Here is a 22,100-nt window from a genome sequence, read left to right as displayed (position 1 = left end):
TTCATTTCGTGACGTACCACAGGGCGCTCGTCGCTGAGTCCGCTTGTGTCGCGGGTGCCCGACCGCCGCTGGTGCCTGCCGCCTGTTCCGCCTGCGGTGTACTCACCGGCGACTCATGAACTGCCTCCACGGTGGCCTGAAGCGCAGGCACGGACGCGGCGGGCGCTTTACCGGCTGCCGGCGTTGTTACGTACCAGAGCGCATCCGTCGATACGCCGGATGCCCCGCGCGCGGCGGCAGGCTTCGAAGCAGAATTCCCTCCCGCTTCCGATGCCCCAGTGCCCGGCGCTTGCGCAATTGAAGTTCCGGCTGTTGTGCCAGCGGCTGCCTTTTGCGCGACAGCTTCCGCTGAACCGATCTGGAAGATCAGCCGGCGCTCCGGCGACGAGACGATCGCATAGGGCGGTTGCGCTTCCCAGCGCAGCACGACGCGTCCGCGCGGCGTATCCGCGAAGATGGCCGGCACGCGCTTCAAGTCGCCGAACTGGACGTAGATTTTTGCCCCATCGTCGAATACCTGCACGGGTTTTGCCGCGTCCGCGCCGGTTATAGTCCAGCCGAAGTTATAGGTGCCGGGCGTGGCCGACGCAATGGCAGGCGCCGCTGTCGCCGAAGCGGGCGCGGCTTGCGCGCCACGAGGCGCGCTCATCTTGACCTGGTTGACCTGCAGACTCGCGAACGGGTTATAGGTCTCGGGCGGAACATATGACGGCGGAAGGATGGGCATGGGCGAGTCCGGCGAGCTGGCTATGGATTGCGCGGTAGCGTACACCTTGCGGGCATACGCGAGCCGCTTGTCGGGCGACGATGCGTTATAGGCGCCAATCGCGCTCCACGTAGGGCCGTACTGCCGGATATTCTCCGAGAGGATCCATGCGCCCACATATGCATTGGTACACGGATCGAACAGACTCTGCTCCGAAATGCCTTCGCGAGCGAGCCGAGGCAGCCACGAACTGTTGATCTGCATGAGGCCGATATCGACCGTGCCATCGCTGTTGCGGTTGATAGCGTGCGTTTGCGTTCCCGACTCGACCTGGGCAATAGCACGCATGAGACCCACGTTCACGTGCTGAAACGATGCCGCGTCGTCTATGCAATCAGCATAGGCAATGACGGGTATCGCATACAGCATCGCGATCTGTATCAGACGCAAGTACAGACTATGGTTGAGTAAGGCAGATTTTCGATTCTGCATGATTCATTCGTAAGCGCGCGTCGCACGATTTGCAATATGCGGGTCGGGAGGCGTTGGGTAATTGAAACTTGGACGTTATTCGGAGTCGGAACGTCGGGCTTCGCGTCTGTTCCCTAATCCCCCGCTCTGATCGTAAATCCGAATACGCGCAGACTTCAAAACATTAACGACTTCATAGCGGCGCTCACCGCGTGTCTTTTCATGCGTGATCTGCGGCAGGAATTGGCACTCCCCGCGCCGTATCCCGATGTAGTCTGCCTTGGCCGTGTCCATCACCGATCCCCAACGGCTTGCGCTCTTGTAGCGCAGGCTCCCCGATTGCGCCCGGCAAGTGCGGGCAGTCAACTGGAATCATGCCGTATCGGCGCCGGGCGCTTCGCCCAGCGATCAACGGGGCTGCATTCGAGAAGTGCCGATAATCCAGCCTGATAATCGCGCAATCATATCAAAATCAATACGGCACGACAGTGACGATTTTAAGGAGGGTATCGCGCGAGCCATCGGTTTATGCGTTGCGCATTTCCATTCCTGGAGGCGGGCTGATCAACCTTCAACGCGGCCTCCATCTTCATATCCCTGGTTTCGGTGCCTTTCCTTTTCTTGGGCATCACGATATTCATTCTGCCGCCCTTAGCTTTTTATCTGGCGCTGAAGGCGTATCGAACACTGAGTGGAGCGTTACCAGCGCGCTACTGGCCAGTACGCATTTTGATCTCGCTCCCGATGCTTGTGGCCTTGGCTGCTTTCTTGTTTGAACTGCACATCATCTCTACGGGATACCGGGCGTAGCAAGCTCCACGGGGGCTCGCGCGAATAGCCGAACTGGTCTACTCTCGCTAAATCGCATAAATTGATCGGGGAGACCTCGTGCTCACGTCCGCCAAGGGCGACAAGTTCTGGACCGCCGGCCTTTTGCGCCGCATTTACGTGCTGCGGGTCCTCGGCTATGCGATCGGCTCCATACCGGTGCTCTCCTTGCTGCACGTGCAGCACGCGCCGGCGTTGCTCTTCTTCGGCGTTCTTGCCATCTGTCTCATCTGGCCGCATCTCGCTTACTTGCGCGTACGCACTGTCACTGACGATGCGCTGCGCAGAGAGCGATGGAACTTGCTCTTCGATTCGGCATTCGGCGGCTGGCTGACCGCCGCCGTTCATTTTGAGCCGGTCGCAACCGTCGTCATCCTGTTGATGTTTGCGCTCGACAACATGGCGGTTGGTGGTTGGCCGGTCTTCGTCGCCGGGGTGGGCGCGAGCGCTGCGGGCATTATTGCCGGCGCAGCAACCTTCGGTATCGCCGCCACTCCGCTGGATCTACGGATCGCGCCGGTTTGGCTGCCCATCATCTTTATCTATCCCCTCCTTTTCGCCAAAACGACCCATGACGTGTCAGTCAGGCTTCTCGATCGTTCGCGCCGTTTGCGCGAACTCAGCGAGTGCGACAGCCTGACCGGGCTCGCAAATCGTTCGGCGGTCAGCGCAAGATTGCAGGCATTGCTCAATGACCCCGCCCGGCACGGCCAATCCCTCTATGTCGTTTTCCTCGACCTGGACACGTTCAAGACCGTCAACGATGCGCTCGGGCACAGCGTTGGCGACCAGTTGCTCGTCGAAGTTGCCGGACGTCTACGGGCCTGTGTCCGCCCGGGCGACGTTCTCGGTCGCTACGGCGGCGACGAGTTCATCATCGTTGCTCCGGGCGGGCGGGACGACTCACGCTTCGATCTTCCCGATGCTGTGCTCGCGGCAATCGCGAAACCAGCGCTCGTCGGCGGAAATGAGCTCGTGGTGAGCGCCAGCGTCGGCGTCAGCATGTTTCCAGCGGATGGCGGCAATGTGGAAACGCTGATCTCGTGCGCGGACATGGCGATGTACGCGGCCAAGAATCGTGGCCGCAATTGCTGGGAACGCTTTCGGCCTGAAATGCGCGAGAACGCCGACGCCAAGCTCATCCTTTCAGCACGTCTCAGGAAGGCGATCGAAGCAGATGCGCTGCGCGTGCACTACCAGCCACAGGTCGACATGCGCAACGGCCAGGTGCTTGGCGTCGAAGCACTTGTGCGTTGGCACGATGAGACTTACGGCGACGTCTCCCCTGCCGATTTCGTCTCGATTGCAGAAGCGTCGGGATTTGTCGCGATACTCGGCGAGTGGGTGCTGCATGAAGCTTGCCGTCAGTCGGCACTTTGGAGGCACATGGGTCTTGCGCCCGTGCGCATATCGGTCAATCTGTCGCCGCTTCAGTTGCAGCGCACGGATATCGTCGAGACATTTCAGACCATCCTGCAGGAGACGGGCGTCGATCCGACCAAACTCGAACTCGAGGTCACCGAGACTGCGTTGATGAAGCACCCGGAGATCGCCGCGCACCGCCTTCACGAATTCCGCCGCGCGGGTATCAGTATTGCAATCGACGATTTCGGCATGGGCTACTCGAGCCTCAGTCAATTGCGCGCACTGCCGGTCGATCGCATCAAGATCGATCGTGCATTCGTGCAAGGCATCGGGGAAACGGACACCGGGGCGATCGTGAAGGCGATCGTCACGCTCGCGCAGACGCTCGGTTTATCCGTCATCGCCGAAGGTGTGGAGACGCTCGCGCAGCAGGAGTTCTTGCTCGCTCTCGGTTGCGTGGAAGCGCAGGGATTCCGCTTCAGTCAGCCGCTCGATGCCGAAAGCATCACGCGTGTACTCGCCGACGGCGCCCCGCTACCGCGGCCCTCGCTTGCAACGCTTGGCGAAAACGTCATCAGCTAAGCTGCGTGGCACAAGCAAGCAACACCGAAAAGTCCACGCAGGTGCATGCTATGCTGGCGTCACGTGACTTGCCAAAACCAAAACCCACAATACCGCAGCGAATCAGCAAGATCAAACAGCCCAGGTGCGGTCGGTGTGAATCTGCCGCCTGGCTCGGATTGTTGTCCGCACACCGTTGATACGCTGAAAAAGCAATGACAAGCGCCATGCATACGCCGTTCTCCATTCTTTTCGTCGACGACGACGAGATGTCGCGTGTCCACTTCGCGCGCGCCATCCAGGGTCTCTACCCTGTTCATCTCGCGCGCAACGCAGACGAAGCCATCGAGATACTCGAAGAGCACGGAGCGGACATCGCAGTCCTGGTTACCGACTTCCGCATGCCAGTCAGCAATGGCGATCAACTGCTACGTGAAGCCGCCCAAAGATACCCCCGAATCGTGCGGATTCTGGTGACCGCTTACGCCGACAAGGACATGCTGTTGCGTACGGTGAATACCGGCGGCGTATTTCGCATCCTCGAAAAGCCGCTGCGAATAGAAACGGTACGCGAGACACTGCGCGAGGCGATCGCGCACTGGACTGAGCGCGAAACGCGTCAGCATCAATTGCTGGCGATGGACGAGACGCTTGCCTTCCTCGCGCACGAGTTGAACACGCCTCTGGCGACGATCGCGCTGATCGCACAAACCATCGAAAACGGCGGCGCTGGCGAGGTTGATTCGATTCCCCGGAGCAAAGTCACCGATGCGGCGACATCCATGCTCGCCAATGCGCAGTACTGCATGACATTGATCTCGTCTTTCTGGGCGAGCTTGCATAAAAGCGGCAGCGCGCAGTCTTTATCGCGCGCTGGAGCCCGGGAAGTGCGAGCGACGCGCCTGATTGCGACCTTGCTCGACACTTACCCGTTCTCAGCCTCGCAGCGCGACTGGATAACGGTAGACGTGCAGGACGATTTCGTCGTGCGTGCGATGCCCAATTGCGTGACGCTCGTCCTCTCTTCGTTGCTGTCCAACGCCCTGCGCGCGCTCAGCCACACACCTCGCCCCGCGTTGCACATTGAAGTGCTCGACAATCTCGAACCCGAGATTCGCGTGCGGGACAACGGCCCGGGAATTGCGCCCGAAATAAAGGCGCGACTCTTGCGGGACCCCATCACGACCCACGCCGAAGAAGGTGGCCACGGCATGGGCATGATCTTCTGCAACCGCATCATGCGATCTTTTGGCGGCGGTCTGGAAATCGACTCCGCAGTGGGCGTCGGGACGACTGTCACCATGCGCTTTGGCACCCGCAACGAACGCGCGAAAGCAACTGGCGCGGAAAAGCCGCTCGAACCTCAGTCCTCGGTCGATACACCCGGTTGATCGACTGGCCTTGTCGCGGACACAAAGTATCGATGCAACGCGTCGGCCGAGCGGTTTCCCAACGCGGTGGTCTCATCGAACCAGTCGGTCTCGACCGGCCATTGGCCATCGAGGACCCGCGGATAGATCTGCTTCACATACAGGTGCAGCGCTTTCGCGCCGATATTTCCGCTGATACCTAAAAGAAGGTGCAGCACCGCATGCACTGCCCGAATGTCACCGGCCTCCACACTGCTGGCAAGCTGCGCCAGCAGCGACCGGATTTGCGCAATGCCCTTGAGGAAGGTCTGATCTAGCATGTCGAGCGACGCCAGTTCGTCGAGATGCGCCTCATCGAGCAGGTCGTCCTCCGCGATCATTGCCCGATTCGCAACCCGATCGGCAGTCCGCGCAACCGCCACGGCCGGCCGTTCCCGAATCTCCGGTGCGCTCGCCACACGCGAGTGCGCAAACTGTCGCGCGAGACAGGCATAGAGCACGCCGACTTGAACGGGTTTGGTCATCACCTCGTTCATGCCCGCTGCGAGACAGGCTCTAACTGCCGCCATATCGGACTGGCCGGTCAAGGCAACAATCGGCATTTCGCCATACTCATCCACGCGGGCGCGAATCCACGCTGCCGTGTCCACACCGCCCATGCCGGGCATGTTCATGTCCATCACGATGGCGTCGACGTTTCCTCCGCCCTGCAGGCGGGCCAGCACACCCTGCCCGTTTTCCGCCTCCACCACGCTGGCGCCGCATCGCTCCAGATAGCTCTTCGCGACCATCCTGCTGTAGGTATCGTCGTCCGCGACGAGAATCGTCTTGCCCGCGAATCCATCGAAGCGCGGGTGGCGCAAATGCCGATCGCCGCTTTCCATGAGCTTCTGCAGCGTACTCACCAGGTCCACCATGCGTATGGACTTGCTGATCGTCGCGTCCATGCCGGCACCCTTCGCGAGCACACGCGCCAGGTTGTGAGCTTCGGCCGTATAGCCGACAACAAGAAGGTTCCCGCCAGCCAGGTCGGCATCGGAACGGATCTTCTCCGTGGCCGTATAGCCGTCGAGACCCGGCATATTGATGTCCATCAGCACGAGATCGTAAGCGGAACTCTCTCGAAGGAGCGCCAGCGCGCGTTCACCGTTCTCCGCTTCTACAACCCGGGCGCTCACCCCTGAAAGTGCATGGCAGACTTTCTCGCGTATCACCGCGTCATCGTCCACGAGCAGTATCGCCTTCCCGCTAAAGAACTCTGTGGCGCGCGCGAGAAGCTTCTGCCGGTGAGCCGCGATTTCGCTTTCAGGTACAGCCGGAAACTCAAGCGTAAACTGGGTAAATTTGCCGGTTTCCGAACGGCACTCGATTGTGCCGCCGAATGAGTGCATCGCACGCTGGCAGTAGGCTAGCCCCAAACCTGTGCCTGCAGAATTTCCTTGTGTACGGAAAGGCTCGAACAGATGGGCCATCATTTCGGCTGCGATGCCCGGCCCCGTGTCGTGAACGATAACCTTGTTCCGGTCGACAGTCAGCGTAAGCGTCGCCGTAGGACGCGCCGCCATGTGATGCAGCGCATTCTTGATCAGATTGAACAACGTAAACAGATAGACGGTCTCGTCGACCTTGAAGGTAAAGTCTTCGAGGACCATCAGTTTCACGCGGCTACGCTCTTTCCTGCCGCTGAAGCCGTACTCGTCGAGTGCCTTGCGTGTCGCCTCCGCCGCGCTCGCATAGTTGAGATTGTCCGATTGCATCGGCTTGGCGCTGACTTCATCCAGCGTCATCGCGATGATTCTCAGCCCGCGATCGATCGCCAGCTGTCCGTGCGCAACGTGCTGCGAAAGCGAAGCCACCGCGTCGACCGGCAACGCCGACGCGGGCCTCGACTCAGCCATCGCGGGCAGCGCCTCCTCGACGCGATCCAGCACGTACCTAAGCTGGCTGAGCGGATTCCTCATCTCATGCGCGATCGTGCCGGCCAACGCCCGCAGTGCGCCGTTCTTTGCCTGCGCCGTGATCCCCCGCATGTTGCTGTAGCTGAACGTGAGGCCCGCGCTGATGCCGAATGCAAAAACCGGCAGGTAGGTGTACAGCAACAAATGGCCGTCGACATGAAGGGACTCCGGATGGAGAATCCACGCGCAGAAGATAGCGAGGCCAACACCAAGGGCGAGATTCAAAGCCAGCGCGACGAACGACGGAAATATCGCTATCAGAAAGAACATCATCCCGACTTCCGCCATCGACCAGATCATCGAATAGTGGCCGGTTATCAGGTAGTAGGTGAAAAAGAACGGCAGCGTATAGGCTACCGTCAGGAAGTAATACCACGGCAGGAAAGGCACTGCTGCTGCGGGCCAGAAGCGGCGCAGCAGCAGCAACAGGCAGGCGAGCGCGCCGATAACCCGCATCAGCGTGCTTTCATTGGGTTGGGGGTCAATGTACGTCCACCACAACCAGTACAGCGGATGTCCGATTGTCCCGATGACGCCAACCGCCAGCACGCTAAGGTCCGACAACCCGTACGCGTCGCGAACCCGCTGCATCAGATAGCGAACGCCTCCTGCAATGCCTTTCATATCGTTCTCATTAAACTGATACCGAGCCTCAGAACAGGAAGCTGCTAACGTTGAACGACATGCCAGCGCTGCCGACCCAGCACAACGCCCTGTCTCCCCGCTTCAGTTTCCCCGTCTCCTTGGCCATTGAAATCGCGGCCGGAATCGAAGCGGAAACGAGATTTCCGGTATCCGGATAGATGTGATACATCTTATCGTCGATGCCTGCCTTCACGCCGTAGCCGTGCCACGCGGCCTTTGAGGAGGCGTGCGTAAAAACAATGTCGATGTCTTTCTTGGGAACAGCCAGTCTGGAGAAGACTTCGGAAAGTTCATCTGAGTTCTTGTGCAGTTCGTGGCCAAACGAGGTAAACCGCATTTCGCCGTTCTTGCCGATACGGTCCGTGGGGTGGCAATACCCCTCGTAGCCGGGAATCGGAATCGTGCACAGGTCCGAGACATCTGGCTTGCCGCGAAACGCAAAGCTGAAGTTATCCGGCTCCTTCGCAACCACCAGCGTAGCAGTCGCCGCTTCGCCTATCGTAAACGACGGCAAGGTGTATTCGACCTGGGCGTGATGCTTGAGCGCGAAATTAGAAGGATAGAGCGGCCCCCCTGCGAGCATGTTGAATTCGGCATTCACGATCATCGCGTTTTTATACTGACCGGTCTTGAAGAGACTGTCGACGATCGACATGGCCCGAGTCCAGCTCATACACGCATCGACCACATCGAAGCATTCGGCATTGCCAAAGCCAAGCGTGCTCGCCATCATGTGGCTGTTGCCCGGCTCGAGGAACCCTCGACCGATGCCAACGAAGATGAACAGTTCGATGTGCTCCGGCCTCAAATATGTTTCCGATAACACCTTGCGCGTCGCCATCGCAACGTGATCGATGGGCGACTCATGGCTGTCGCACCAACGTCGACGGACCAGGCCACTCCGGTCAAGCAGTGTCTTGATCGTTCGCACTGTTCTGTCGATGTCGCCATCGAAAGCCGTAGAGTGGGACCGGATCATATCGACAACTTCTTCGTTCGTAACAACCCTCGAAGGGAGACTGACTGCGACATTCTTGATAAGCATAGAGAATCCGTGAATCGTGAAATGTTGGATGAGTAAAGGTCTCGCGCGTATGGCACGCGGATACCTGAACACCAGATATCCGGCCGGACGGCCCCCGTACGTTAGCGCCCTCACCGTTTATCACGAATTTCACCTCTTCCCTACGCGTTGACTTTCCGCGGCCGGGCATCGATTGCCCGGGCGGGCGGCCATGCTCCCGGAACCTGCCTCCGGCCCCATTCCTTTCAATTCGCCTTCTAATTGCCAGTGCCACTCTGCGACGGCTCAGGCTTCGCCGCTCATGTTCAATGCATACTTTGCGGGAGTCACCCCGAACGGATTATCGGCAGCAAAGAATGAGACTTGAGAGCCGAGCGATCGCGTGCTGCGTACCTGCGCAAGGCCGGCTCAATGCGCTGAAGTCTTCTCGGACAGGCCGTCTGGATATTGAGCAAGCGCGGCTAGGCGCGACGTTCGGCCATCAGCGACCATAACGTCAGTCGCACAATTCAGATATCCAGACCATGCAAGCTCACGTTGACGCCACTCGCGCTTACACGAAGCGCTTCGATGCCGTACTCGCCTACATCGAGATGAATATCGATGGTGACCTGTCAGTGGAAACGCTAAGTCGCGTCGCGAACTTCTCGAAGTTCCATTTTCATCGGCAGTTTGCTGCCTATGTGGGAGTGCCCGTCGCGCGCTTCGTGCAACTGATGCGCTTGCGTAAAGCCGCACACCGCCTGGCTTCACGTGAAGGCTGTTCGGTACTCGATGCCGCACTCGACGCGGGCTTCGACAGCCCCGAAGCGTTCAGTCGAGCTTTCAAGCGTGCGTTCGGCATGTCGCCGAGTTCGTTTCGACAGCACCCGACGTGGGAAATCTGGAGCGCGACTTTTGTCGTCCCTTATTTTTCGAGGAAACTCACCATGCAAGTACAATTTATCGATTTTTCTGAAACTCGCGTCGCCGCGCTCGAACACTGCGGACCCACTGGGCTCGTCAACGAGAGCGTGCGCAAGTTCATTGACTGGCGCAAGCAAAGTGGGCAATCCCCGATTGCGACGAGCAGAACGTTTGGTATTCCGCGCAATAACCCGGACACGACGCCTGGAGATGCATTCCGCTTCGACATCTGCGGAGAGATTGACGAGCCGATTGCAGCGAATGCCTACGGTATCCGCGAACTCGTCATTCCGGGCGGCCGATGCGCCGTGGTTCGGCATATTGGATCGACTGACCACGTCGGCGAGACAATCTATCCGATCTATCGCGACTGGCTTCCTGCAAGCGGAGAAGAACTGCGGGACCATCCACTGTTCTTCCACTATCTCAGCGTGTTTCCGGAAACGCCGCTGGACCAGTGGCAAACCGATATCTACATTCCCCTCGTGTGACAGGGGGCGATCGACCGAGGCGAGCACATGGTCGCCTCGGTCCGGGTGGCCTCAAGCGGTGCCCTTGTTAATCGCGTCAGATTATCTAACCGGCGAAATCCTGCTCCCGGATGGTCGATTGAATCTCAGGTAGCCGAAGCGTAACCAACGAATCTGGTCTTCTATCCACGGTTTCCGAACGTTGACACCGCCACCGCCTATATTTTCAACACGCACCCAGAAAGAAATAAATATCACTTCCGGTTCCGCACATATGTCCTATTGTTGAGATCATTATTTAAATCGCCTCCTCCAGGAAAGTTTGCCGACATCTTCTGCAGCAATATTTCACTCCGTAATCCAGAGGTCGAAATGAGCGATATTACGATTTCATATCATTATGTTGATTGCAATCGAAAATTCGAACACTACGACGCTAATCGATCATTTTTTCAAGAATACTATGCCACTCGTCTCGCCGCAGAGCCCGGAATATCCTGCCATGTACTCGACATCGGATGCGGTCACGGCACCAATCCAACCATCAGCAGGATCGAGCATGTCCTCGGGGAGGTTGATGGCGTTGATCCCTTCCCCGTTGTTCAACCCCATCCACTGATCAGGAAGCGGTGGACCTGTGCGATGGAAGAGATCCCCGTGCCATCGAACACGTACGATCTAGCCTATTCCTATAACGTTGTAGAACATGTCGTCGACGAGACTTCGTTTCTCGCCAAAACGATCGAGGTGCTCAAACCAGGCGGCGTGTATTGGTCAATGTCGCCTAACGCGAGGCACCCTTTCACCGTCATCGTGCGGATCATGCAGGCACTTGGGATCAAGTATCTCTACCGTCGGTCAATCGCTCCACAGGCAAACAACTATCCAGCCTATTACCGGCTTTGCAACGCGGCGAAAGTGCTAAAAGCGATCGAAAAGCTTGATCTTCCCGTATCGAAAATCGACTTCTTCTTGATCCCAAACGTCCAATGGGATACGTTTTTTCCGCACCGACTTCGCTTCGTTGCCCACTTGATCGACCGCGTCATCGTTCTCAATGCGCCTTCGATGTCAAACATTTTTATGTTCCGCATAGAGAAAACGAATGATGGACTGCGGGACGAGACGACCTCCAGCACAACCCGTTACCCCCTGGCTACCGAAGCGAGGAGCGTCGATTAGTCTGATCGGGTGACCCCGGACTCAGAAGTTGTGTCGAATGGCGGCACGCACAACGAGCTGGCGCGAAGTCGAGGAAAGATCCTGCGCACCGGGCACGTATGCCTGGTCGAGCGACGAGCCGGTCTTGTCTCCCGCGACCAGCTGGAAGGCGCCTTGCAGATAGACGTCCGTACGCTTCGAGAGGTTGTAGTCGGCCATCAGGCCCACCGAGTGGATCGAAGGCTTCACGCTGCCGGTCGTCGCATCATAGTGCACCATCGTGTAAACATAATCGGCTCCGACGAAGAAGGCCGGCGTGAACTGGTACTTGCCGTTGACCTCAAAGTTCTGGTACCTGAGCGACGTCACCTTGCCGCCAGCGAGCGGTCCGGTCACCGGCTGAATCGTCTCGTCGCCGGTGAGATACCCAACGTTGGCCACGGGCTGACCGATGTACGTATTCGTGTACGCGAAGCCGACCGTTGCCGATCCGGCCGTGTAGTTCACGCCAGCGCCGAAAATCTGCAGCCGCGACGAAGCGAAGTTGCCGTCCGCGCCATTCGTGCTGCTCGCACCAGCAATCGCGCCGCTCGAGGTGAGCGCAGGGTTGGTGGCGTTCAGGTACGCCGCAGCGATGAGCCATCCGCCCACCGTGTATTGCGCGCCAACGCTCACCGCCCGGTTGTTCGCGAAGTTCGTATCGTTGCTGAAGCTGTACGTGCCGCCAAACGAAAAGCCGCCGTACGTCGGACTTGCGTACTTGATCGTGTTGTTGAGGCGGAAGGTGTTGTCGGTATTGTCATTGTCGAAGGGGTGCGAGAGCAGGTAGCCGCCCCAGCTGCCGTTCGCCGTGGTCTGTGCGAGATAGTCGACCACGGAGTCGTACTGACGCCCCAGCGTCAGCGTGCCGTAACGCTCGTTCGCGAGGCCGACGAACGCCTGCCGCCCGAAAGCGCGGCCGCCTTCTGCCAGCGTGCCGTTGCTTGCGTTGAAGCCGCTTTCGATCTGAAAGATTGCGCTGTTGCCTCCGCCCAGGTCTTCGGTGCCCTTGAGTCCCCAACGGCTGCCTTGCGCATAGCCGCTTGTCATTTCGTAAACGGCGTGGCCGCCCACGTTGTTCGTGTAGTCAATACCCTCGTCGATAACACCGTACAGGGTCACGCTGCTTTGCGCGAACGCCGGCGCCGCCGCGCCACACAGCGCCATGACGCAAAAGATCTTCCTCTTCATCAGATTTCCGTTATTTTATAAGGCATGCTAATGATAGCAACGAAGGCACTCCCCTGTTCCCTTCGCTGTGGCGGGCCGCATGCCTTGCGCCCGCCACGCCGACTACACGGCCCGGTCTGCGTTATTTCGCGCCGTAAATGTCGAAATCGAAATACTTCTTGTTGATGCGCGCGTAGGTGCCGTTCGCAAGAATCTCGGCGAGCGCTCCGTTGAACGCATCGCGCAACTCAGTGTCCTGCTTGCGCAAACCAAGGCCGTCGCCCTGACCGAAGAATTTCGGGTCGTCGATGGCGTTTCCGGCGAAGGTGAAGTCCTTGCCCTCGGGTCGCTTCAGAAAGCCGTCGCTCGCCGCAATGGACGCCTGAAACGCCGCGTCGAGCCGGCCCGACGTCAGGTCCGTGTACACCTGATCCTGGTTCTGGTAGGCGACGATCTCCACGCCTGCGGGCTGCCATTTCGCGCGTGCGTAGTCCTCCTGGCTCGTGCCTTGCTCGACGCCCGCGCGCTTTCCTTTAAGCGAGGCCGCATCGGGCAGTAGCGGGGAGCCGCGCCGCACGACGAGCCGCGCCGGCGCATTCGATATCTTGTTGGTGAAGGCGATCTGTTCCATGCGCTTGGGCGTAATCGTCATCGACGAAGAGATGACGTCGAACTTGCGCGCGATAAGGCCCGGAATCATGCCGTCGAAGCTCGTTTCCACCCACACGCAATGCGCATTCAATTGCGCGCACAGCGCATTGGCGATGTCGACGCCGAAGCCCGTGAGCTTGCCGTCCGGCGTCTTGTACTCGAGCGGCGGATAGGTGGGGTCCACCGCCAGCCGGATTTCCCGTCCCTTGAGATCCGCCGCGTGTACGGAGCCCGCCGTCGCAGCCGCCGCGAGCGCCAGTGAAAGCGCCTTCGTCCATTTCTTCATTTGCCCGTCTCCTTGCTGTCGTTTCAGTTGTTTCGTGGGTTATTGCAGAATGCGCTCCGCGAGCTTGACCCAGTAGCTCGCGCCAATGGCAAGGCTCGCATCGTTGAAGTCGTAGCCGGGATTGTGCAGCGAGCAATGCTGCGCGCCGTCCCCATTACCGATCGAGAGGTAGCTGCCCGGGCAACGCTCCAGCATGTACGCGAAGTCCTCGCTCGCCATGAGCGGACGCAGTCCGTCGATCAGCATCTGCGCACCGCCCCATTCGAGCGCGACGCGGCGGGCCAGTTCGGTCTCGTCTTCGTGGTTGACGAGCACCGGGTAGCAATGGCGGTAGTCGATCTCCACGCGTGCGCCATAGCTTGCAGCCTGCCCTTCGGCGACCTCGGTGATGCGCCGCTCCAGCAGCGTGCGTACCTGTGCCGAAAGTGCGCGTACGCTCAGATGCAGTTCGGCATAAGGCGCGATGACGTTCGACGCGCTTCCCGCGTGCAACGCGCCGATGCTGACCACGGCCTGGTCATGCGGCGCCACGTTGCGTGCCACCACGCTTTGCAGCGCCATGACGATCGACGCACCGACCACAACCGGGTCGATCGTCTGTTGAGGTGCGGCCGCATGGCCGCCGCGTCCGATCACGCGGATCGTCACCTCATCCGCGGACGCCATGAACGCACCGCTGTGAAAACCAATCGTTCCCGCCGGAGAGCCCGGCATGTTGTGCATGGCGAACACGGCGTCGCAGGGAAAGCGCTCGAACAGGCCGTCTTCGATCATCCTGAGCGCGCCGCCCAGGCCCTCTTCGGCCGGTTGAAAAATCAGGTGCAGCGTGCCCCGCCACTGCGCCTTTTGCGCAAGGCATCGTGCGGCCGCCAGCAGCATCGCCGTATGGCCGTCGTGGCCGCACGCGTGCATGACGCCATCGTTGCGGCTGGCATAGGCAAGGCCTGTCGCCTCGTGTATCGGGAGCGCGTCCATGTCGGCGCGCAGTCCGAGGTTAGACCCAGGCCCGCGCTCCATCGTCCCGACCACGCCCGTGCCGCCCACGCCGCGCGACACACGATAGCCCCACGCCTCGAGCTTCGCGGCGACGAGCGCGCTCGTCGCGTGCTCTTCGAAGCCCAGTTCGGGTTGCGCGTGTATTTCTTGGCGCAACGCGATCATTTCGGCTTCTATCGCCGCCACTTCCGGCAAAACCCACTGTCTGCTCAATTCGCCTCCTTCGCCCGTGTCTGCATCATGGAGTGAATCGTATGCAGCGCAAATTCCGGGGAACAGCCAGCGTTTTGTTATGATGACAACCCCCTGTTGTCACCATTCGCCAGTCGGGCGTCTCCGCGCAAATGAAACTGCATCAACTGGAAGCGCTCGTCGCCAGCGCGGACGCCGGCAGCATCCGCGGCGCGGCCCGCGCGCTCGGGCTTTCCCAGGCCGCTGTCACGCGCGCCTTGCGCGAACTGGAGGCGAGCGAGCGTCTTCCGCTACTGATCCGCGCCCCGGAAGGCATCACGTTCACCGAGCATGGCAAGGTGCTGCTCACGCACGCGCGCCTCGTGCTCAATCAGCTCGAACACGCGCACAGTGATCTGGAGCGCTTGAGGGGGCGCATGGAAGGCAGCCTCATGGTGGGCGTCACGCCATGGATTACGCTGACCTTTCTTGCCGAAGCCGTGCAACTCTTTCGCAAGCGCATGCCCGATATCCGCCTGGAGCTGATCGAAGGACTGATGGCAGTCGCCCAGCCGCTGCTGCGCGAAGGCAGCATGGACTTTGCCGTCGGCCAGTTACAGCCGGGAGCGAGCGCGCAGGAGTTCGCATGTGAGCCCCTGCTGGCTTACGAGTCGACGGTGATGGTGCGCGAAGGCCATCGGAAGGCGCGGGCGCGCTCGATCCACGAATTGCTGGACGAGGACTGGGTGCTCAATTTTGCGCCGGACGGCCAGCGGGATCTCATCGACTATCTCTTCACGCGCCATGGCGCACAGATAGACGAGCGCCGTATCGTGCGCGCGCAGTCGGTAGCGACATTGCAGACCATGGTCGAGCAGGCAGACATGTGCACGTGGAGCCCGACGATCCTGAGCCATGTGCCGCCGTTCGGCGGCCGCCTGCGGCCGCTCGCCTTGCGTGAGGCGTTCGAACCCCGACAACTGGGCATCGTCACACGCCGCAACAGCACGCTGAGCCGCGCGGCCGCCGCCTTCATCGATTGCCTGCTTCAGGTCATACGCCGACACGCGCGCTCGGCGAAAAAGGAAGACCTCGCCTTGTTCGAAACGTTGGAGCTGTTGATCTAGCGCCGGAGACCGCGCGTCAGCGACCAACCGGTCTGCATTGTGAACGGCCATTGTAATTTCGCGAGATGGATTGGTGGCAACGGGCCGGCTACTGCCGAACGCGTCGGGTGGTCGTTGAGTCAATCCAATTCACTCAGGAATCCGTATTTTTTCCTGCGGGAAACGCTGAGGCATTTCTGGAATACCAGAAAAAACTCGACTAGCCCAACACGATACGGCGCCAGATAGACAGGGACATAACCGTTGTCCTGATCGCGGCCAATCCGGAATAGATTCTCCAATCCGGCTGTTCTCCGTTAGAGGCCCGCTATGTACGAGGTCTCAGGGCGTGGACGCACACGTGCATAGCGTCACGGCAGCCATATTCTTTAGGAGAATGTCCCATGGCAAATCTGAACAACAAGACCGCCCTCGTCACCGGCGGTTCGCGCGGCATTGGCGCCGCGATCGCCAGGCGGCTGGCCGCCGACGGCGCCAGGGTGGCGATCACGTACATCAGGGGAGCGGACGCCGCCGCCCGGGTGGTGAAGGAGATCGAAAGCGCCGGAGGCGAGGCGATCGCGATCCATGCGGACGCCGCCGACGCGAAGGCCGTCACGGCCGCGGTCGAACAGACCGCCTCCACTTTCGGCGGGCTCGACATCCTGGTGAACAACGCCGGCATACTCATCCCCAAGCCGTTCGAGGAGACTACGCTGGAGGAGATGGATCTTGTCATCCACACTAATCTGCGCGGCGTGCTCGCCGCCACCCAGGCCGCGCTCAGGCACCTGAAGGCGGGCGGCCGCATCATTACGATCGGCTCCTGCGTCGGCGAGCGGAACATGATGCCGGTCCTGGCGACCTACGCCGCGACCAAGGGCGCTGTGAAGATGTTCACGCAGAGCCTGTCTCGCGAGGTCGCCCCCCGCGGCATCACGGTCAACAACATCCAGCCGGGGCCGATCGACACCGACAACAACCCCGCGGCCGGCGACTGGGCGCCGCCGCAGATCGCGATCACCGCGCTGAAGCGGTTCGGGCACGTCAACGACGTCGCCGCGATGGTGGCGTTCGTCGCCGGCCCCGAGGCGAGCTACATCACCGGCGCAAGCCTCACCGTCGACGGCGGCGCCAACGCCTGAGGCGGTCTCGTAGTGATGGAGTGAGTGGAACGGACGGCAAAAACGTCCATGTCCATCGTTGAGAAGCCAATCGCACAGCGAGCGTGCTTACCGAATTGTTTAGTAATTCGAAATGTTATTAACCTGCCCTGCCCAATTGATCTCGTTCTTGACCCAGCCGGCGCAAGCGCCGGAATAGATAGCGAGCGTCGAGTGTTGTCAGGATAGCCCAGTCATCGAGAGCCAGTCGGCCCATTGGAGCAATTGCCATGTCGTGCCCCGGAACGCGCCCCCACCCTATACAGACGCCGCGACTCATTACGTTGCACGAGCGCCTGTTCGAGTCCGCGGAAACGCGCCCTGATGCCATTGCGCTGATCGCCGGCGATGACGTATGGACCTACGCTCGTCTGGCACGCTACGTCAGAAGACTTGCACAAGGCCTGATCGCACAGGGAATGAACCCGGGCGATCGCGTTGCACTGCACTTGACGAACAAACCGGAAACGGTCATCGCGTATTACGCGTGCATGCTGGCAGGCGTAATTGCGGTGCCGCTGAATACCCGGCTCACACGCGCGGAACTCGAGCCACAATTGCAGCGGCTGCAGGTTTCGTTGTATCTGGGCCAGAGCGATCTGTACGGCGCAATTGCCGGCGTGGATGATTCGATTCTCGCTGCGAACCGGCGCTTTCTTGTCGACGGCTCGTCCCAGGACACGGGCGCAAAGGCATGGAGCGACTTGATTGAGCACCAGGAAGACGAGGTCCGGCTTGCGCCGGTGCGCGTCGATGAACCTGCGCTGTTGCTGTCAACGTCCGGCACTACGGGGGAATCGAAGTTCGTCACCCACACACAGCGCACCGTGTGCGCGATAACGCAAGCATGCCAGGCCGTCGCGTCGAGGCCGTACGACGTCGCGCTTATTGCCACGCCCATGATGCATGGAGCGGGCCTCGTTACTGTGCTGGCGACGCTAGCCGCAAATGGCATCTGCGTCCTGTTGGACCGATTCGATCCAGCGGCCGCGCTCGACCTGATAGAGCGGCACCGTTGCACGCTGCTGATCTGGTTGCCGTTCATGTATGCGGTGGCGATCGCCACGCAGATTGCACAGCCACGCAACGTCACGTCACTGGGCACCTGCCTTGTCGCAGGCGACACGACGCCGCAAAGTCTGCAGGAGGAGTTTTTGCGGGTGTTCGGCGTCAGGATGCGCAACGTGCTTGCGATGAGCGAAAGCGTGGGCACGTTCACCTACGGATTCGATATCGGGCCGGTGTGCCGCGCAGTCGACATGAACCGTGTCCGCCTCGTCGACGCAGAAGGCAACACGGTCAGGCGCGGCGAAGCGGGCGAATTGTTGCTGCGCGGTCCGAACATGTTCGTCGGCTACTGGCATGGGCCCGGACACATCGACGACGCACGCAAAGATGGCTGGTGGGCCACTGGCGATGTGCTGAGACAAGACGAAGCCGGCGATTTCTGGTACGTCGCCAGAAAGAAGAATTTGATCATCCGTGGCGGGTCGAATATTTCGCCGGTCGAAGTCGAGGACGCGCTTCTTGTCCATCGCGGCGTGCGCGAGGCCGCGATAGTCGGTGTGCCGGATGCCGTCCTCGGTCAGCGCGTAATCGGTTTTGTTGAACTGACCGAAGCCGGGACGCAGGTCGATGACGTATTGCTCGACCTGTCCACGAGGGTTGCGAGCTACAAGATGCCGGAGCGGCTCATCGTCGTTGACCGGTTACCGCGCAATTCGTTAGGCAAAGTGGACCGGGCCAGGCTCAAAGCAATCGGCGAGCATCTGGACAGTCGGCGCGCTACGTAAAGCTCGTCTTTGCCATGTCAGCAGAGTCGGAGGGTACGTGTCGAAGTAACGGCCGCTGCGATGAACTGTCCTGTGACGCATCTGGGCAGCAGCATTGTTCCGGTCGAATTGCCACACGTCGCCACCCTGGTTCAATCGATTTGCAGTCTGCTTCACCATGAACGCTTCACCGTTTCCCTACGGAGGTTCCCGTGCCGGACGATCCCTTTGCCGAACTGAAAGCCGTACAGCGCGAGGCGTGGGCACTGTTTGCGCCGTTGGAGGCGATTTCGACGATGCCGGCGGCTGAATTGATCCGCCATGCGCGCGTGCGTCCAAAGCAGTCGGTACTCGACGTCGGTTGCGGCACCGGTGTGATCGCGGTGACTGCGGCTCGTCTCGGCGCCCGGACTTGTGGTCTGGATCTGGCGCCGGCACTGCTTGAGCGTGCGAAGAAGAATGCCGCACTGGCCGACGTCGAGATCGAGTTCCGCGAAGGCGATGTCGAGGCAATGCCCTATGACAATGCGAGCTTCGACGTAGTGCTAAGCCAATTCGGCCATATGTTCGCGCCACGGCCCGAAGTGGCGATTGCGGAAATGCTGCGCGTACTCAAACCGGGCGGCACCATCGCGTTTTCAACCTGGCCACCGGAACACTTTGTCGGCCAAATGGCTGCACTGGTTGGAAAATACCAGCCACCGCCCGCGGGCGTTGCACCCCCGTTGCAATGGGGCGACCCGAGTATCGTCCGCCAGCGGCTGGGTGAAACGGTCACCGGCATCGTGTTCGACCGCGGCGTGATCTGCTTCCCGGCGTTAAGCCCGCAGCACTACCGAAGCGGTGCGGAAGAGACATTTGTGCCTGTGGTAAAGCTGGTGCAGACCTTGCAAAGTGATGCGACCAGGCTGGCGACCTTCCGCGCCGACCTGGATAGCTGCATCGGCCGCCATCTAGAAAACAACATGGTGCGGCAGCACTATCTCATGACGCGTGCGATCAAGCGCTAATTCGCGCAGGAGCACATGAGGACGCACATCAGCACAGCATTTACGATCAACCTCGTCAGAAACAGTGCTCTTGCGCAGGAAAGGATTTGTCCTTCACCGCCTTGATATATGCCTGAATCGCCGCGTCGATGCCGGATTGTCCATTCATGAAATTACGCACGAAGCGCGCGGTCTTGCCCGGGAAAATGCCCAGCATGTCGTGCATCACGAGCACCTGCCCCGAGCAATCTGGACCCGCACCAATGCCGATAGTCGGGATCTCCAGCAACTCGGTCACTTCTTTTCCCACCCCTGCAGGAATCGCTTCGAGAAGAATAAGGCACGCGCCTGCAGCCTGAAGCGCCAAAGCATCGGCTTTCAACCGTTCGACATCTTCCGAACTTCTTCCCTGCACCTTGAATCCGCCCAACCGGTGTACCGATTGGGGAGTGAGTCCGAGATGCGCGAAGACAGGTACCCCGCGCTCAACGAGGAACTCGACGGTCTTCGCCAGCCAGGCGCCGCCTTCGAGTTTGACCATCTGCGCGCCCGCGCGCATGAGTCGCACCGCGTTCTCATACGCAGATTGCGGCGTGCCATACGTCCCAAACGGCATGTCCGCGGCGACTAGCGCCATTCGATTGCCACGGGAGACACACTCTGTGTGGTAGGCGATATCGACAAGCGTCACCGGCAACGTGGTGCCATGGCCCTGCAATACGTTGCCGAGAGAGTCTCCAACGAGAACCATATCCAGACCGCAGCGATCCATGAGCGCAGCGAAGCTGGCGTCATAGCAGGTGAGCATCGCAATCTTTTCACCCGTGCGCTTCATGCTCGCAAGCGATGGAATAGTGACCGCTTTGCCGCGCACGCTCTCCGCGGCTTCCTGAAGATAGCGACTCATATGCTCACCATGTAAAGATTAGGCGTATCGCTGGCCGTTCTGTCGCTTGCATGCGGCCGTCAATGCATGAAAGCAAACGCCTGCTCGGCAAACAGAATGACCGCGACCACGATCATCGTCGCGCCGGACAGCTGACTCACCCTGCGGGCCGCCGCCGGCCGGGTCGTCAGAATGGCCTTCGAACCGACGCCGACGACCGAGTACACCGAAGCACAATTGATCATGTGCAGTAGCCCCAGCGCCACGATCTGGGTGGAGACCGGCCACAAGGCATCGCGCCTCGTGAACTGCGGTAATAGCGCAACGAACAAAAGGATGGCCTTCGGATTGAGTCCGCTGATCGCGAATCCACGCAACGACCATTTCCACCGGCTTTTCTCGTCCTGCGCTTGACCCACCGCGAGCTCCGATGGCCGCATGTATGTCCTGATACCGAGCCAGGCCAGATAGGCCCCGCCAAAAGCAGTCAGAACGGGAAGAACGCCGGGAACGCTCATCACCAGCGTTCCAACACCGGCTGCCACGATCAGTGTGATCGCGAGATAGCCTGCCAGCATGCCGGCAACGGCGGGCGCGACCACGCTGCCGCGCAGTCCCGCGGAAATCACGTACGCCCAGTCAGCGCCCGGGACCATAACCAGCGAGATCGATACGATCCAGAACGCCGTCAACAAACTTGCTTCCACTACTACGCTCGCTTCCTGTTAAACGGGCGCCACCGCCCGAAGGCAAGGATGATAGGCCCTGGGACGCGAAAAGTGCTCGCTAAGTCTTGCGTGTTCTGAGTGCTCGACGCTAATATTTAGCGCATGGACGCAATCGATCGAAAAATTCTTGCTGAGATACAGCAGGATGGACGGATTTCACTCACCGAGCTGAGCGAGCGGGTTGGCTTGAGCGTCTCGCCCTGCCAGCGGCGGCTGCGCACGCTGGAAAGCGATCAGGTGATCAGCGGTTACCGCGCTACGATCGACGCGGCGGCAGTCGGCCTGAATTTTTCGGCGATCGTCTTCGCGACCTTGCGCGAAGGCAGCAGTGAGAATGTGCAATCGTTCGAGGACGCGCTCATCGACATTCCCGAAATCACGCCCCCGATGGGCAGTTCAAACTCCTCCACTTGTGGGCGGCTAAATTCCCCCAGGCAGGACGAGCGGATTATGCGTCGGATTCCTCAGTGACGGCAAGCCTGGCAGCGGCTTCACGGAGACGATAGCTCTTGCCTTCAAACTCGAGGAGTTTGGAGCGATGCAGCAGACGGTCAAGGATCGTCGAAGCCATGGTGCTGTCGCGAAGGTAGCGCCCCCAGTCCTGGACGACGCGGTTGGACGTGACGAGGATGCTGCGGCGTTGCTTGTAGCGTTGATGGACGAGGGTCTGCAGCAGTT

Annotated in this window: 19 protein-coding genes; 10 read left to right on the top strand and 9 right to left on the bottom strand. The window is 60.1% G+C overall.

Going from position 1 to position 22,100, the window contains the following annotated elements; translation table 11 throughout:
* Position 1: 1 nt before the first annotated feature.
* On the bottom strand, positions 2–1,198 hold the full coding sequence (locus tag E1N52_RS22135) for a transglycosylase SLT domain-containing protein (protein ID WP_133184871.1): 1,197 nt from the start codon (positions 1,196–1,198) through the stop codon (positions 2–4).
* Positions 1,199–1,665: 467 nt separating this feature from the next.
* Here E1N52_RS22135 and E1N52_RS22130 point away from each other — a divergent pair, with 467 nt between their 5' ends.
* The 3 genes from E1N52_RS22130 (at position 1,666) to E1N52_RS22120 (ending at position 5,322) form a co-directional block, all read left to right on the top strand.
* The gene (locus E1N52_RS22130) at positions 1,666–1,953 is read left to right on the top strand and encodes a hypothetical protein (protein ID WP_165979425.1); all 288 of its coding nucleotides are present in this window, start codon (positions 1,666–1,668) and stop codon (positions 1,951–1,953) included.
* 112 nt (positions 1,954–2,065) lie between these two features.
* Positions 2,066–3,952, top strand: a complete 1,887-nt coding sequence (locus E1N52_RS22125; RefSeq protein ID WP_133184869.1) for a putative bifunctional diguanylate cyclase/phosphodiesterase — start codon at positions 2,066–2,068, stop codon at positions 3,950–3,952.
* 194 nt (positions 3,953–4,146) lie between these two features.
* Positions 4,147–5,322, top strand: coding sequence for a hybrid sensor histidine kinase/response regulator (locus tag E1N52_RS22120; protein WP_246089169.1), 1,176 nt, complete (start codon positions 4,147–4,149; stop codon positions 5,320–5,322).
* On the opposite strand, the gene E1N52_RS22115 is transcribed toward E1N52_RS22120, so the two are convergent.
* Positions 5,295–7,883, bottom strand: a complete 2,589-nt coding sequence (locus tag E1N52_RS22115) for an ATP-binding response regulator (protein WP_133184868.1) — start codon at positions 7,881–7,883, stop codon at positions 5,295–5,297. The two genes, E1N52_RS22120 and E1N52_RS22115, sit on opposite strands and share 28 nt — an antisense overlap.
* 28 nt (positions 7,884–7,911) lie before the next feature.
* The gene (locus E1N52_RS22110) at positions 7,912–8,949 is read right to left on the bottom strand and encodes a 3-oxoacyl-[acyl-carrier-protein] synthase III C-terminal domain-containing protein (RefSeq protein WP_133184867.1); all 1,038 of its coding nucleotides are present in this window, start codon (positions 8,947–8,949) and stop codon (positions 7,912–7,914) included.
* A 503-nt stretch (positions 8,950–9,452) separates the two neighbouring features.
* Here E1N52_RS22110 and E1N52_RS22105 point away from each other — a divergent pair.
* Entirely contained in the window at positions 9,453–10,325 is an 873-nt protein-coding gene (locus E1N52_RS22105) for an AraC family transcriptional regulator (protein WP_133184866.1), read from the top strand.
* A gap of 351 nt (positions 10,326–10,676) precedes the next feature.
* Positions 10,677–11,486, top strand: a complete 810-nt coding sequence (locus E1N52_RS22100) for a class I SAM-dependent methyltransferase (protein ID WP_133184865.1) — start codon at positions 10,677–10,679, stop codon at positions 11,484–11,486.
* Positions 11,487–11,507: 21 nt separating this feature from the next.
* Here the strand turns inward: E1N52_RS22100 and E1N52_RS22095 are convergent, their stop codons facing one another.
* The 3 genes from E1N52_RS22095 to E1N52_RS22085 form a co-directional block, all read right to left on the bottom strand.
* Positions 11,508–12,695: a porin gene (locus E1N52_RS22095; RefSeq protein WP_133184863.1), complete on the bottom strand. Its 1,188-nt coding sequence runs from the start codon at positions 12,693–12,695 to the stop codon at positions 11,508–11,510.
* A gap of 121 nt (positions 12,696–12,816) precedes the next feature.
* Entirely contained in the window at positions 12,817–13,611 is a 795-nt protein-coding gene (locus E1N52_RS22090; RefSeq protein ID WP_133184861.1) for an ABC transporter substrate-binding protein, read from the bottom strand.
* 39 nt (positions 13,612–13,650) lie between these two features.
* Positions 13,651–14,772, bottom strand: coding sequence for a M20 aminoacylase family protein (locus tag E1N52_RS22085; RefSeq protein ID WP_425468113.1), 1,122 nt, complete (start codon positions 14,770–14,772; stop codon positions 13,651–13,653).
* A gap of 179 nt (positions 14,773–14,951) precedes the next feature.
* On the opposite strand from E1N52_RS22085, the gene E1N52_RS22080 reads away from it, so the two are divergent.
* The 4 genes from E1N52_RS22080 (at position 14,952) to E1N52_RS22065 (ending at position 19,829) form a co-directional block, all read left to right on the top strand.
* Positions 14,952–15,905 carry a LysR substrate-binding domain-containing protein gene (locus E1N52_RS22080; RefSeq protein WP_133184858.1) on the top strand — a complete coding sequence of 318 codons (954 nt, stop codon included), beginning with the start codon at positions 14,952–14,954 and terminating at the stop codon, positions 15,903–15,905.
* 383 nt (positions 15,906–16,288) lie between these two features.
* Positions 16,289–17,029 carry an SDR family NAD(P)-dependent oxidoreductase gene (locus E1N52_RS22075; RefSeq protein WP_133184857.1) on the top strand — a complete coding sequence of 247 codons (741 nt, stop codon included), beginning with the start codon at positions 16,289–16,291 and terminating at the stop codon, positions 17,027–17,029.
* A 248-nt stretch (positions 17,030–17,277) separates the two neighbouring features.
* The gene (locus E1N52_RS22070; RefSeq protein WP_133184856.1) at positions 17,278–18,840 is read left to right on the top strand and encodes a class I adenylate-forming enzyme family protein; all 1,563 of its coding nucleotides are present in this window, start codon (positions 17,278–17,280) and stop codon (positions 18,838–18,840) included.
* A 191-nt stretch (positions 18,841–19,031) separates the two neighbouring features.
* On the top strand, positions 19,032–19,829 hold the full coding sequence (locus tag E1N52_RS22065; RefSeq protein WP_133184855.1) for a class I SAM-dependent methyltransferase: 798 nt from the start codon (positions 19,032–19,034) through the stop codon (positions 19,827–19,829).
* A gap of 55 nt (positions 19,830–19,884) precedes the next feature.
* Here E1N52_RS22065 and panB read toward each other — a convergent pair whose 3' ends face one another.
* Together panB and E1N52_RS22055 are read right to left on the bottom strand one after the other, a co-directional pair.
* Entirely contained in the window at positions 19,885–20,715 is an 831-nt protein-coding gene (panB, locus tag E1N52_RS22060) for a 3-methyl-2-oxobutanoate hydroxymethyltransferase (protein WP_133184854.1), read from the bottom strand.
* A gap of 59 nt (positions 20,716–20,774) precedes the next feature.
* Positions 20,775–21,401, bottom strand: coding sequence for a LysE family translocator (locus tag E1N52_RS22055; RefSeq protein WP_246089168.1), 627 nt, complete (start codon positions 21,399–21,401; stop codon positions 20,775–20,777).
* Between the two features lie 123 nt (positions 21,402–21,524).
* On the opposite strand from E1N52_RS22055, the gene E1N52_RS22050 reads away from it, so the two are divergent.
* Positions 21,525–21,893, top strand: a complete 369-nt coding sequence (locus E1N52_RS22050; RefSeq protein WP_133184852.1) for an Lrp/AsnC family transcriptional regulator — start codon at positions 21,525–21,527, stop codon at positions 21,891–21,893.
* On the opposite strand, the gene E1N52_RS22045 is transcribed toward E1N52_RS22050, so the two are convergent.
* A partial coding sequence (locus E1N52_RS22045; RefSeq protein ID WP_165979312.1) for an ATP-binding protein occupies positions 21,871–22,100 on the bottom strand: 230 nt, incomplete at its 5' end. The two genes, E1N52_RS22050 and E1N52_RS22045, sit on opposite strands and share 23 nt — an antisense overlap.

This window comes from Paraburkholderia guartelaensis (assembly GCF_004353905.1).
Lineage (GTDB): Bacteria > Pseudomonadota > Gammaproteobacteria > Burkholderiales > Burkholderiaceae > Paraburkholderia > Paraburkholderia guartelaensis.
This window is presented reverse-complemented; position numbering and strand designations above follow the sequence as displayed.

Excerpts from the sequence above, each read along its gene's own strand:
- E1N52_RS22135 (WP_133184871.1), bottom strand. The coding sequence starts at position 1,198 with ATGCAGAATCGAAAATCTGCCTTACTCAACCATAGTCTGTACTTGCGT.
- E1N52_RS22120 (WP_246089169.1), top strand. The coding sequence starts at position 4,147 with ATGACAAGCGCCATGCATACGCCGTTCTCCATTCTTTTCGTCGACGAC.
- E1N52_RS22115 (WP_133184868.1), bottom strand. The coding sequence starts at position 7,883 with ATGAAAGGCATTGCAGGAGGCGTTCGCTATCTGATGCAGCGGGTTCGC.
- E1N52_RS22110 (WP_133184867.1), bottom strand. The coding sequence starts at position 8,949 with ATGCTTATCAAGAATGTCGCAGTCAGTCTCCCTTCGAGGGTTGTTACG.
- E1N52_RS22105 (WP_133184866.1), top strand. The coding sequence starts at position 9,453 with ATGCAAGCTCACGTTGACGCCACTCGCGCTTACACGAAGCGCTTCGAT.
- E1N52_RS22100 (WP_133184865.1), top strand. The coding sequence starts at position 10,677 with ATGAGCGATATTACGATTTCATATCATTATGTTGATTGCAATCGAAAA.
- E1N52_RS22095 (WP_133184863.1), bottom strand. The coding sequence starts at position 12,695 with ATGAAGAGGAAGATCTTTTGCGTCATGGCGCTGTGTGGCGCGGCGGCG.
- E1N52_RS22090 (WP_133184861.1), bottom strand. The coding sequence starts at position 13,611 with ATGAAGAAATGGACGAAGGCGCTTTCACTGGCGCTCGCGGCGGCTGCG.
- E1N52_RS22085 (WP_425468113.1), bottom strand. The coding sequence starts at position 14,772 with ATGATCGCGTTGCGCCAAGAAATACACGCGCAACCCGAACTGGGCTTC.
- E1N52_RS22080 (WP_133184858.1), top strand. The coding sequence starts at position 14,952 with ATGAAACTGCATCAACTGGAAGCGCTCGTCGCCAGCGCGGACGCCGGC.
- E1N52_RS22075 (WP_133184857.1), top strand. The coding sequence starts at position 16,289 with ATGGCAAATCTGAACAACAAGACCGCCCTCGTCACCGGCGGTTCGCGC.
- E1N52_RS22070 (WP_133184856.1), top strand. The coding sequence starts at position 17,278 with ATGTCGTGCCCCGGAACGCGCCCCCACCCTATACAGACGCCGCGACTC.
- panB (WP_133184854.1), bottom strand. The coding sequence starts at position 20,715 with ATGAGTCGCTATCTTCAGGAAGCCGCGGAGAGCGTGCGCGGCAAAGCG.
- E1N52_RS22050 (WP_133184852.1), top strand. The coding sequence starts at position 21,525 with ATGGACGCAATCGATCGAAAAATTCTTGCTGAGATACAGCAGGATGGA.